Origin of the sequence: Cytobacillus sp. (genome assembly GCF_964223445.1) — a bacterium.
Classification (GTDB): domain Bacteria; phylum Bacillota; class Bacilli; order Bacillales; family Cytobacillaceae; genus Cytobacillus.
Genome location: NZ_CAXQGS010000090.1, coordinates 1 through 11,912, shown reverse-complemented (window position 1 = coordinate 11,912; position 11,912 = coordinate 1). Strand labels below are relative to the sequence as shown.

The following is an 11,912-nucleotide window of genomic DNA, read 5'->3' as shown; positions in this document are numbered from 1 at the left end:
GCCGTTTTCGTGCCGGCGTTTTTTCCTCCAACGATATCGTGCGAATTATCGCCGACCATAATTGCTTCTTCAGGCTTCGCAAACAGCAGGCTCAATGCCTTCAGGATTGGCTCCGGATCGGGCTTTGGCTTATCCACATGGTCGAGCGTAACAACCACGTCGAAAAACTGGTCAAGATTTGTCAGCTTTAGGCCCTTTTCAACTACATTGGAAACTTTCGTCGTAACAATGCCCAGTTTATATCCCGACTCTTTTAATGTCCGAATCGTTTCAAACACACCGGCAAATTCCTTTACAAGCACGTCGTGGTTCTTAATATTGTACTCCCGGTAAACCGAGATCATCTCCTCCACTTTTTCCGGGTTGATGGACTCGAAGGTTTCATGCAGGGTCGGCCCCATGAACGGGAGAACATCTTCCCGCTGATAGCGGTCAGGATAATATTTTCCCAGCGTATGCAAAAACGAGGAAATAATCAATTCATTTGTGTCAATCAATGTTCCATCTAAGTCAAATAATAGTGTGTTAATGCTCATATGTTGCTTCCTTTCTTTTTGCCAGATCAGCACGCTTCCAGATCGATGCCACTGCTAACGTCAGAATAATTGCCACTCCCAGGCGGATCAGCAGAAGCGGTAATACCGGAATGCCAAGTGGCACAAAAATCAAAGTATCTTCAACGACGGCATGGCAGGCAACGAGGAAAATAAATGCGATCGTTACATCTCGTTTGCTGACGCCATCTTCCTCTACTGCCTGAATCATGACGCCCGCCCCATATGCAAGGCCAATCAGCAAACCGGCTGCAAGAGTGGTAGACGTATTTTCTTTCATTCCAAGTGCCCTGGTCACAGGCGCCATCCATTTTGAAAAAACAGCAAGCCATTGCTTATCTTTTAAGATTTGAATAATAATCATCAGCGGTATGACGATGATGGCAAGCTGGAGAATACCGAGCAATGCAGTCTGCAGTGCATCCAGCAGGATTGGCATTGCACCGGATACCTGTTCTTCTTTTGCCGGAATAAATCCGTACTTAGCCGTTTTGGATCCTCCCTGCCAAACAAGGTTTATGACAATTGCGCTTAAAAGCGCCAGTCCGATGCGAACTGCCAGAACGACCCAAAGCTTAACGCCGACCTTCAATGCCACTCCTGTTTCAATCAGCATATTATGTGAAAAAGACAGCATGACGGCAATAATAAATACTTCTTTTACCGAGAGATCGAGTGTTAAAATGGCTCCAATCCCCGCATACAAATTCAAGAAGTTCCCCAATACAAGCGGTATGGCTGCATCTCCTGACAGCCCAATCAGATTCATAAGGGGCGTGATCAGCCTGATGACCCATGGAAGCACTGGCGTATGCTGCAGCAGTGCCACAATCAGCGTGACCGGAAATATGACTTTCCCCAGTGTCCATGTTGTCTTTAAGCCGGCCATCAGCCCCCGTTTGCAAGATTCAACCAGCATCTCTACTCTCCCCTATCCGTTATTTCCCCTCGGCTTTATCCAAATAACGAGATTTGGCAAGACCCTCTGCTCTTCTATAAAAAATCAGGACTAGCGCCCCAATAATAAGAACGATAGATATCGTCTGGGCAATCCTTAAAGTCTCAGTAAGCATGAGGCTGTCGGTCCGCAGGCCTTCTACGAAGAAACGGCCGATCGAATACCAGATTACATACGAGAGGAATAGCTCCCCGCGCCTTAAGTTTGCTCTTCTTAACAAGATAAGAATGATAAATCCAATGATATTCCAAATTGATTCATATAAAAACGTCGGATGATAATAGGCTCCATTAATATACATCTGGTCAATGATAAATTCAGGCAAATGCATATTTTCAAGGAATGCCCGGCTGACTTCCCTGCCATGGGCCTCCTGGTTCATGAAGTTGCCCCAGCGCCCGATTGCCTGCCCTAAAATGATGCTTGGGGCAGCTATATCGGCCAGCTTCCAGAATGATATCTTCTTTTTCTTTGCAAAAACATAAGCTGTGATGACAGAACCAATCAAGGCTCCATGAATGGCAATTCCGCCATTCCATATTTTGATGATTTCACCCGGATTCTGTGAGTAAAAATCCCATTGAAAAATAACGTAATAGATTCTTGCAGAAATTATCGCAATGGGAATAGCCCACAGCATTAAGTCGGCAAAGATATCTTTAGGGAGTCCCCTTCTCTCCCCTTCTCTCATTGCGATTATGAGAGCCAGTGCAATGCCAACACCGATAATCAGGCCATACCAGTGGACCTGAATCGGCCCAAGGGAAATGGCAATTGGATCTAACGGCTGAATATTGTTTTCCATGATCACTTCTCCTTCTCATCGAAAAGCGCAAGGCGCCCGCTTATGTTATCTAAGTTCAATGGTATAAATTCTATTATGGCAGGAAAAGCGCACACACCTCTGGGCTGGTCTTTTGCCACAGGCGCTAATGCCAGACATTTTCCTAATATTCTTCTAATTAAGCTATGCGTGAGGTTTATCAGCTTTCAATCAAACGTTTGATTGAACGTGTTTTGCCCTCTTTAACGATCATCATGGTCTCCATCCTCAATCACATCCGACAGGCGGTTCGTGAACTGTTCCGCTGCATTCATGCCCATTCTCTTTAAACGGAAGTTCATGGCAGCCACTTCAATGATGACAGCCAGGTTTCGTCCGGGTCTTACCGGAATGGTCAGCTTTGTCACTTCTGTATCGATGATTTTCATCTTTTCTTCATCAAGCCCAAGACGGTCATACTGCTTTTTCGGATCCCAAAGCTCCAAATTCATGACCACAGAGATTTTCTTATAGCTGCGGACAGCTCCAGCACCAAAAAGGGTCATGACATTGATAATGCCGAGGCCGCGGATTTCAAGCAGATGTTCGATCAATTCCGGTGAGTTTCCGACCAGATAATCTTCATCTTCCTGTCTGATCTCCACGCAGTCATCCGCAACAAGGCGGTGACCCCGCTTAACAAGCTCAAGCGCCGTCTCGCTCTTACCAACTCCGCTTTTTCCAGTTATCAATACCCCCACCCCATAAATATCGACAAGGACGCCATGAACTGCCGTGGTTGGAGCAAGCTTGCTTTCCAAAAAGTTGGTCAGCAAGCTGGAAAAACGGGTCGTTTTCTGCTTGGAGCGGAGCAGCGGAACCGATTCCCTCTCTGCCGCTTCAATCAGTTCGTCAGGTATATCCAGTCCTCTCGTGACGATTATGCCGGGTGTAATATCTGTACAGAGCCGTTCAAGCCGGATCTCCCGCTCGGAGTTATTTAACTTTTCAACGAAAGACAGCTCGGTTTTTCCGACCAATTGTATACGTTCAGCCGGATAGTAATCAAAATAACCAGCCATCTCCAGGCCTGGACGGGAAATATCACTCGTCGTAATCGGCCGGTTAATGCCTTCCTCTCCGGCAATCAATTCGAGCCCAAATTTTTCTATAATATCTTTTGTGCGCACTTTTACCAAAATAGGTTCCTCCTTTAATGCTGGCACTTCTGGATGATCTCTTTATATGTAACTTATAATTTCAAAAAAAATTCACTCTGAAGTTTCACTCTATTTTAGCACTTTTTAACGCAGAACCAAATTTCTGAAAACGATTTTTACAAAATTAACACTAGGCCCATATGCTTAATCCTTCTCAATAGGGACAATTTCCAGGGATATTCTGCGTATAAATATGATGATATGCTTTTTGTAAAAATATTCAGATGGTATAGACAACTATACTAAACCTTGGTAATATGATTATGTAAGCGAATTCATTTACATTTTTTAGCCTTTATTACGTTCATTTATTTTTAAAAAAAGAGGGGGAAAAACTCATGCGTAAAGAAGAACGCTTGGCGAAAGAGATTACGGAGCAGTTGGGCGGCACCGGCAATATCGCGGAACTGGCCTCCTGCATGACCCGCCTTCGCGTGAAGCCGGTCGATGAGAGTAAAGTCAACCTGAATGGCATCAAGGATATTGATGGCGTTATGGGTGTGGTGGAAGCAGAAACACTCCAGATCATCCTCGGACCTGGGATTGTCACCAAAGTAGCTGACGAAGTTTCCAGGATGACAGGCAAAAATGTTTCATCCGTTGATGATGACGAAGAGATTGACACATCATTGGAAGGACTGGCAGCCCGGACAAAAGCGGGACTCAATGAGAAAAACGCTACTCCTTTCAAGTTATTTTTAAGAAAGATTGCCAGTATCTTTATCCCGCTGATTCCAGCTATCGTTGCTTCAGGTTTGATTGCAGGGATCAATAATGTAATCATCAAATCAGGCGGAGATCCGGAATCCACGCTCGTTCAAATGCTTGATCTGATTGGATGGGGTTTATTCGGTTACCTGGGCGTGTTTGTAGGTATTAACACAGCGAAGGAGTTTGGAGGGTCTCCTGCTCTGGGCGGTGCGGCTGGTATTCTATTAATCAACCCGGGCCTTGCCAATATAACTCTCTTCGGTGAAGCGCTGGTGCCAGGCCGTGGCGGCTTGATTGGAGTCATGCTCGCTGCTGCGCTAGTGGCCTTTTTGGAAAAAAGAATCCGCAAAGTCGTTCCATCAGCAATTGATATCATCGTAACACCAACATTGGCATTATTAATAACAGGCTTTGCGACATTCTTTGTTCTGCAGCCTGTTGGCGGATTCCTTTCTGACATTATCACAAAAGGTCTCCTTGGCGTTCTGGATGTTGGCGGCATCCTGGCAGGCCTTGTACTTGCCGGAACCTTCCTTCCGCTTGTAGTAACTGGGCTGCATCAAGGGTTAACTCCAGTTCATATGGAATTGATTAACTCAATCGGCGACGATCCGCTCCTGCCAATCCTGGCAATGGGTGGTGCCGGCCAGGTAGGTGCGGCATTCGCCATCTACTTCAAAACAAAAAATGCCCGTCTGAAGAAAGTGATCAAAGGCGGACTTCCGGTTGGAATGCTCGGTATTGGCGAACCGCTTATTTTTGGGGTTACCCTGCCGCTGGGACGTCCTTTCTTAACAGCATGTCTGGGAGCTGCTGTAGGCGGTGCTTTCCAGGCGTTCTTCAAGATTGCTACAGTAGCCATCGGGGTTTCCGGCATACCGCTTGCATTCCTCGTTCACACAAATCAAATCGTACTGTATCTGATCGGCCTATTAATTGCCTATGCATTTGGATTCCTGTTCACATGGCTTTTCGGATTCAAAGAGGAAATGGCTAAGAATATATAATAAAACAAGGAGAAGGAGGAGCCATTCCTCCTTCTTTACTTATGAAATTACATTTTTTAAAAATTCAGACTTATAGAGGTGACCATGATGCTTGGAATATCAGTTTATCTATCAGAAGAGCGCCAGCTTCAAAATGAAAAATGGATTGAACGTGCAGCTTCTCACGGCCACACATCCATCTTCACTTCCCTCCATATTCCCGAAGATGACCACAGCACTTATAAACATTTGCTTCAGAGCCTCGGTGCTCTTGCAAAGCACCATCAAATGGAACTCCTCGCCGACGTTTCCCCTCAATCATTGGACCATCTGGGGCTGGACTGGGAATCGCTCGATACTCTTCTCGAATGGGGTCTCTCCGGAATACGGGCAGACTACGGCTTTACTTCTGAGCAGATTGTTGAACTCTCCAAAAAAATGAAGCTTGGAATCAATGCGAGTACTATCTCTGCTGAGGAACTGCGGGAGTGGATGAAGCTGGGCTTAAACGCCCATAATGTTGAAGCCTGGCATAATTTTTATCCGCGGCCTGAAACGGGTTTGGATAAGGACTTTTTTATAGAGAGAAATCGGTTCCTAAAAAGTATGGGGATAACCACCATGGCGTTTGTGCCTGGTGACGCTGATCTTCGCGGGCCTATTTTTGCCGGGCTTCCCACTCTTGAAAAACACCGTGTCTGTTCACCCGCTGCGGCGGCGGCTGAATTGATGAACAGCTGCTATACAGACAAGGTGCTGATCGGTGACCACTCAGTAAAAGACGGGACTCTTGCACAACTGAAAAAAATTGCTGAAGGTGTTTTGCCTCTCCGAATCGAGCTGATTGGCGGACAAATCTATGAGGAGCTTTTTAACAAACCCCATACAAATCGGATGGATCCTGCCCGGGATGCTGTAAGGTCAGTTGAATCAAGGTCATATGCTGGGCAGGGATCAAAGACATGGGAACCTATGAACCAGCTGGAACGTAAAAAAGGCAGTGTCATAATTGATAATAGCCTATACGGCCGCTACGCAGGCGAGATGCAAATTACCTTAGCAGATCTGCCCCGGGATGAACGCGTGAATGTGATCGCAAGAGTTATTGATGAGGATCTGCCGCTTCTTGATCAGATTAAGGCAGGAACTAAATTTCAATTAATAGTGAGGGATTAACAATGAATATTACAAAGCTGAATACCGAACAGCGAAACCCAAAAACAATGAAAATAGATTTAATGACAACCGAAGAAATTATTACAATTATAAACCAGGAAGATACGATTGTTCCTAATGCCATTGCAAGAGAAATCCCTCACATTGTAAACGTGGTGGATGAAATTACGGATAGTTTTAAAAAAGGAGGCCGCTTGATTTACGTTGGAGCCGGCACGTCAGGACGTCTTGGCATTATCGATGCTTCAGAATGTCCGCCAACGTATGGAACGGACCCGGAAATGGTTGTCGGCATTATCGCCGGCGGCAAAGAAGCCATGACGGAAGCAGTTGAAGGCGCCGAGGATGACAGTGAACAGGGACGTCAGGATGTCGCAGATATTCAATTATCGGACAAGGATGTGCTTGTCGGCATTGCAGCGAGCGGCCGTACGCCTTATACGATCGGAGCTCTTCAATATGGAAATGAAGTCGGTGCTGTTACTGTTGCTGTTGCCTGCACCAAAGACTCCGAAATGGGAAGAATCTCTAAATATACGATAGCACCTATCACAGGTCCTGAAGTGGTTACAGGCTCTACAAGAATGAAAGCAGGCACCGCACAAAAGCTCGTCCTGAACATGTTAACAACAGCTTCCATGATCAAACTCGGAAAAGTGTACGGCAATCTGATGGTGGATGTGCAAATGACAAATGAGAAGCTGTTTAAACGTGCTGAAAATATCGTTAAAATGGCAACAGGTGCATCTGATGCAGAAGCCCATGCTGCTCTCAAAGAACAAAACCATAATACAAAGGCTGCGATTCTTCAAATTTTAACAGGATTAAAAGGTGAAGCAGCTGCCAGGCTTCTGAAAAAGCATAATGGCTACTTACGCGAAGCCATTGCGGAATATCATACTAAATAAACAGATATATATTGTATGAATTTACCTTCAAATTCAAAATAATAGGATAGAAAGCGTCCAGCCGCTTTCTATCCTCTTTTAGTTGTATAGACCAAAACACCATATTGAGCTAATTATCTCAACTGGTATAGACATCTAAACACAAACCTTTTATAATAAAAGTATCATTCAAACGGAGATGAATTAAAAAATGAGCCGTCTATTACTGAAAAACGCTAGAATTATTTTGGAAAACCGCATGATTGATCAAGGATTTATTTTAATAGAAAATGAGCGAATCTTAAAAACTGGAACTTTGGAGGAGCTTCCTGCCGTCGGCCAGGATACAGAAATCATAGAGCTTTCCCATGAGCATACAATCAGTCCGGGGTTTATTGATGTTCACATTCACGGTGCTGGCGGTGCCGATACAATGGATGCAACATTTGAGGCACTTAACACGATGGCCAGCGTGTTGCCTGAAGAAGGGACTACCAGCTTCCTGGCCACGACGATCACACAGGAAAAGGAAAAAATAGAAGCCGCGCTGGTCAATGCAGCTCACTTTCAAAAAGAACAAAATACTCCTGGCCAGGCAGAAGTTATCGGAATTCACCTGGAGGGCCCGTTTATTAATGAAGCAAGAGGCGGAGCCCAGCCGAAGGATCATATACTTGAGCCTGATATTGAACTTTTTAAGCGATGGCAGGAAGCAGCAAATGGAACCATCAAGCTGATTACACTTGCACCTGAGAAAGCAAATGGCTATGAGTTTATCCGCTACTTAAGTGAAAACGGCGTTGTTCCTTCAATCGGCCATAGCGATGCCATTTTTACAGAAATGGAGAAAGCTGTACAGGCGGGAGCTAAGCAGGTGACTCACCTTTTTAACGGAATGAGAGGCATGCATCACCGTGAACCAGGAGTAGCCGGTGCTTCGCTTTTATTCAAAGAATTGATAGTTGAAATGATTGCTGATGGAATCCATGTCCGGCCTGAGATGATCAAGCTTGCACTGAACGCCAAGGGCCCGGATGGTATGATCCTGATAACGGATTCCATGAGAGCAAAGTGCCTGAAAAATGGCCATTATGATCTTGGCGGACAGGATGTAAAGGTTGAAAATGGCCAGGCACTGCTTGCTGATGGCACACTGGCTGGAAGCATCTTAAAAATGAAAGATTCCATAAAAAACATGATTGATTTTACTGATATTCAGCTGTCTGAAGCTGTCCAGCTTGCGAGCAGCAACCCTGCCAGACAGCTCAATATGTTTGACCGGAAAGGCAGCATTTCGGAAGGCAAGGATGCCGACCTGGTTGTACTTGATGAGAACCTTGAGGTTGCCATGACTTTCTGCAGAGGAGTCAAAGCCTTTGAACGCGAGGTGAAAAGACCTTGAAAATCATTCGAACAGCCGATTATAACGATATGAGCCAAAAAGCGGCCCAGCTGATGATTGAAAAAATTCGGCTGCAGCCAGATATGACATTAGGGCTTGCAACCGGCAGTACACCAAAAGGAGTTTATGCCGAACTGATTAATGATCATCAAAAAAATGGCACTTCTTACGAAAAAATCACGACGATTAATTTGGATGAATATATCGGCCTGCCACCTTCCGACCCTAGCAGCTACAGGCATTTCATGAATAGTGAACTATTTGATCAATTGGACATCCGGCTGGAAAACACGCACCTTCCCAATGGAGCAGCAGAAGATATGTCACAGGAATGCGAACGGTATGAGCAGCTGATTAAGGAACTGGTCGATATTGACCTGCAGCTGCTGGGAATTGGACGCAATGGACATATCGGCTTCAACGAACCGGGAACGTCTTTTCACAGCCGTACCCATGTCGTGGACCTGGCGGAAAGCACTCGAAAGGCTAACGCACGGTTCTTCAATTCTATTGAAGATGTTCCAGCTCAAGCGATAACTATGGGAATCGCTTCGATTCTTGATAGCCGGGAAATCCTCCTGCTCGCTTCAGGTTCAGCCAAGGCAGAAGCTATCAGGCAGCTGATTTATGCTGAACCTGATGAACAATTTCCTGCATCAGCTTTGAAGCTGCATGCGAATGTGACAATCATAGCCGATGAAGAGGCACTCAGTCTTGTCAGTAAGGATCGGTAAGCACTACTAATAGTGATAGGAGAATTCCCATGATCGATAAGCAATCACCCATCCCGATATATCACCAATTGGAAGAGTATATTAAACAATTAATAGAAAACGGCATATTAAAGCCTGATGAAGCAATCCCTTCAGAGCGCGAGTATTCTGAGCAATATCAGATTAGCCGCATGACAGTCAGACAGGCATTAAACAACCTCGTCAACGATGGTTATCTTTACAGGCAAAAAGGACGCGGAACTTTCGTCAATAAGCAGAAGGTCGAACAAAAGCTTCAGGGATTGACCAGCTTTACGGAAGATATGAAAGAACGCGGCATGATGCCGAGCAGCCGTCTCATTTCATTTGAAATCATCCCGGCCGAGCCGCAGCTGGCGAGAAAGCTTGATATAAAAGAAAACACACCTGTTTATGAAATAAAACGGGTGCGTATGGCAGATAATCTGCCAATGGCGCTGGAAACCACCTGTCTGCCTGCAAATCTCGTAAAAGGGCTTACGGAAGAAATAATCAACAAGTCACTTTACCAGCATATTGAAGAAAAATTGTCCCTGACCATCAGTGAAGCCACCCAGCAAATTGAAGCCTCTATCGCTAAGGAAACCGAAGTAAACCACCTTCAGGTCGAACCTGGGTCGCCTGTATTGCTTATTGTCCGAACTTCCTTTTTAGAGGACGGCACGCCTTTTGAGCTTGTCAAATCAGCATACCGCGCAGACCGCTACAAATTCGTTCATACGATGCAGCGCGCTGCAAAATAGGAGAAAGCCCATCAGGGTTTTCTCCTATTTTCATTTTATCATGTCCTTTTGGAAGGTTTGTCCATATTATATACATGAGAATATTTTATTATATGAAAGGAGCGATCAGATGAAAATCATACTGGATGCCGGCCATGGATACAGCACCTCCGGCAAGCAAAGCCCTGACGGAATGAAGGAATATGAATTTAACCGTGCTGTTGCGGACCTGACAAAGGAGATGCTGGGGAAGTATCAAAACACAGAAGTTATCTTTGCCCATTCCGATGAACGGGACGTGCCGCTTGCCGAAAGGACCGCGCTGGCAAATAAACAAAACGCGGACTGCTATGTGTCCATCCATGCTAATGCTTACGGAACAGGCGGATGGAACAGTGCAGGCGGAATCGAAACATATGTCTACCCTTCTAAGCCTCGGGAAGCACTCGCATTAGCCCAAAAGATACAGCGAAACTTAATCAGTTCTACAGGCTTGCGGGACCGGGGAGTCAAAACAGCTGATTTCCAGGTTCTTCGCGAGACAAAAATGACTGCTGTACTTGTGGAATGCGGGTTTATGACCAATAAAGAAGAAGCTTCCCTTCTCCGCACCCCTCTCTATCGGAAACGCTGTGCACAAGCTATTGTAAAAGCCATCGCCGAACAATATGACTTAAGAAAGAATGATAAACTCAAACAATATAAAGTTCAAGTGGCATTTTCAGAAAAGCAGCTTGCCGAGAAACTTGCCGGGAATCTGCAGAAGGACGGTTTTAATGCCACCATCATTGAATAGCCAAAAGCCAGCATCATCACGGATGCTGGCTTTTTAACGCATTTACTTTTCCCTCGCCGGTTCAAGGATCGCTTTTTGAATGATCAGATTAACAATTGACATGATCACAGACACAAGAATCGCTGTGCCAAACCCGGCAATTTCAAATGAATCCCCCATAAAGCCATCTGTAATCATTAACGTAACAGCATTGATGACGAACAAAAACAGACCAAGCGTTAAAACAGTGACTGGCAGAGTTAATATAATCAGGATTGGTTTCACGAGAATGTTCAGGATGGAAAGCATGAAGCTGGCACCAACTGCAGCCCCGAATCCGGACAAGTAAAACGAATCCTTAAAAAATCCGGCGATCGCTACAAATAAGACCGCATTAATCAAAATTCCCAGAATCCATCTCATTTCCTACAGCACCTCTTCATTCGGAAGCACGAACACAAGCAGAGCATAAATGAGTGTCATTGGGAAAACACCTGTTGTAAATAATAAAACAATGAAAATCACCCTGAGTATAGTAGGATCTATACCGATCGATTTTGATAAGCCGCCTAATACACCCGCTAATTTCCGGTTGCCACGGGAACGAACCAATTTATTCATAAAGAAACCCTCCTATCAAGAAAAGCGGAAGGCGCCCGCTTAATGAAGGCACGCAGACTAAAAACGCCACGTCCTGTGGCAACGTCTGCATGCCCCACATCCTGTGGGCCTCAAGCATAAGACGAGCCGGCTGAAAGGTTGTTCTTTAACCTTTTGGCCGGATTGGCTTAGACCCGAGAGCCGATGGCGCCTGGAGCTAGACAGTTATCTAACTTCAAAATTTATACATTCTTATCTATCAGGAAAAGCGGAAGCTCCTTGCCCACCCCCGACAAGCACAAGACGAGCCTCACGGAAAGGCGTTCTTTGCCTTTTTGGGAGGATTGCCAGAAATGTGGAGGCGACTGCCCAGGGACGACAGGCATAAGACGGTTCCTGTTAGAAG

13 protein-coding genes are annotated in these 11,912 nt (G+C 45.4%); 7 read left to right on the top strand and 6 right to left on the bottom strand.

What is annotated here, in order from left to right; genetic code table 11:
- The 4 genes from ppaX to hprK form a co-directional block, all read right to left on the bottom strand.
- Positions 1 to 536, bottom strand: a 536-nt coding sequence (gene ppaX / locus ACEQ1T_RS16655; protein ID WP_370223833.1) for a pyrophosphatase PpaX, incomplete at its 3' end; no start/stop codon positions are given.
- The gene (locus ACEQ1T_RS16650; protein WP_206840163.1) at positions 526 to 1,473 is read right to left on the bottom strand and encodes a nucleoside recognition domain-containing protein; all 948 of its coding nucleotides are present in this window, start codon (positions 1,471 to 1,473) and stop codon (positions 526 to 528) included. The genes ppaX and ACEQ1T_RS16650, both read right to left, overlap by 11 nt.
- 19 nt (positions 1,474 to 1,492) lie before the next feature.
- On the bottom strand, positions 1,493 to 2,317 hold the full coding sequence (lgt, locus tag ACEQ1T_RS16645) for a prolipoprotein diacylglyceryl transferase (RefSeq protein WP_211202567.1): 825 nt from the start codon (positions 2,315 to 2,317) through the stop codon (positions 1,493 to 1,495).
- A gap of 221 nt (positions 2,318 to 2,538) precedes the next feature.
- Positions 2,539 to 3,474: an HPr(Ser) kinase/phosphatase gene (gene hprK / locus ACEQ1T_RS16640; protein WP_009331851.1), complete on the bottom strand. Its 936-nt coding sequence runs from the start codon at positions 3,472 to 3,474 to the stop codon at positions 2,539 to 2,541.
- Positions 3,475 to 3,833: 359 nt separating this feature from the next.
- On the opposite strand from hprK, the gene ACEQ1T_RS16635 reads away from it, so the two are divergent.
- From ACEQ1T_RS16635 to ACEQ1T_RS16605, 7 genes are all read left to right on the top strand, one after another.
- Entirely contained in the window at positions 3,834 to 5,213 is a 1,380-nt protein-coding gene (locus ACEQ1T_RS16635; RefSeq protein WP_206840162.1) for a PTS transporter subunit EIIC, read from the top strand.
- 87 nt (positions 5,214 to 5,300) lie between these two features.
- Positions 5,301 to 6,368, top strand: coding sequence for a DUF871 domain-containing protein (locus ACEQ1T_RS16630; RefSeq protein ID WP_370223834.1), 1,068 nt, complete (start codon positions 5,301 to 5,303; stop codon positions 6,366 to 6,368).
- A 2-nt stretch (positions 6,369 to 6,370) separates the two neighbouring features.
- Positions 6,371 to 7,276 (top strand): N-acetylmuramic acid 6-phosphate etherase, encoded by a 906-nt coding sequence (gene murQ, locus ACEQ1T_RS16625; RefSeq protein WP_370223831.1) that lies wholly within the window; start codon positions 6,371 to 6,373, stop codon positions 7,274 to 7,276.
- A 190-nt stretch (positions 7,277 to 7,466) separates the two neighbouring features.
- Positions 7,467 to 8,657 (top strand): N-acetylglucosamine-6-phosphate deacetylase, encoded by a 1,191-nt coding sequence (gene nagA, locus ACEQ1T_RS16620; RefSeq protein WP_370223829.1) that lies wholly within the window; start codon positions 7,467 to 7,469, stop codon positions 8,655 to 8,657.
- On the top strand, positions 8,654 to 9,391 hold the full coding sequence (gene nagB, locus ACEQ1T_RS16615) for a glucosamine-6-phosphate deaminase (RefSeq protein WP_206840159.1): 738 nt from the start codon (positions 8,654 to 8,656) through the stop codon (positions 9,389 to 9,391). Before nagA ends, nagB begins: the two co-directional genes overlap by 4 nt.
- Positions 9,392 to 9,420: 29 nt before the next feature.
- Positions 9,421 to 10,152 (top strand): GntR family transcriptional regulator, encoded by a 732-nt coding sequence (locus ACEQ1T_RS16610; RefSeq protein ID WP_370223828.1) that lies wholly within the window; start codon positions 9,421 to 9,423, stop codon positions 10,150 to 10,152.
- A gap of 109 nt (positions 10,153 to 10,261) precedes the next feature.
- Positions 10,262 to 10,927, top strand: a complete 666-nt coding sequence (locus tag ACEQ1T_RS16605; protein ID WP_206840157.1) for an N-acetylmuramoyl-L-alanine amidase — start codon at positions 10,262 to 10,264, stop codon at positions 10,925 to 10,927.
- A gap of 42 nt (positions 10,928 to 10,969) precedes the next feature.
- Here ACEQ1T_RS16605 and ACEQ1T_RS16600 read toward each other — a convergent pair whose 3' ends face one another.
- Positions 10,970 to 11,329: a phage holin family protein gene (locus ACEQ1T_RS16600; RefSeq protein ID WP_048009336.1), complete on the bottom strand. Its 360-nt coding sequence runs from the start codon at positions 11,327 to 11,329 to the stop codon at positions 10,970 to 10,972.
- Positions 11,330 to 11,332: 3 nt separating this feature from the next.
- Positions 11,333 to 11,527 (bottom strand): PspC domain-containing protein, encoded by a 195-nt coding sequence (locus ACEQ1T_RS16595; protein WP_206840156.1) that lies wholly within the window; start codon positions 11,525 to 11,527, stop codon positions 11,333 to 11,335.
- Between the last annotated feature and the right edge of the window lie 385 nt (positions 11,528 to 11,912).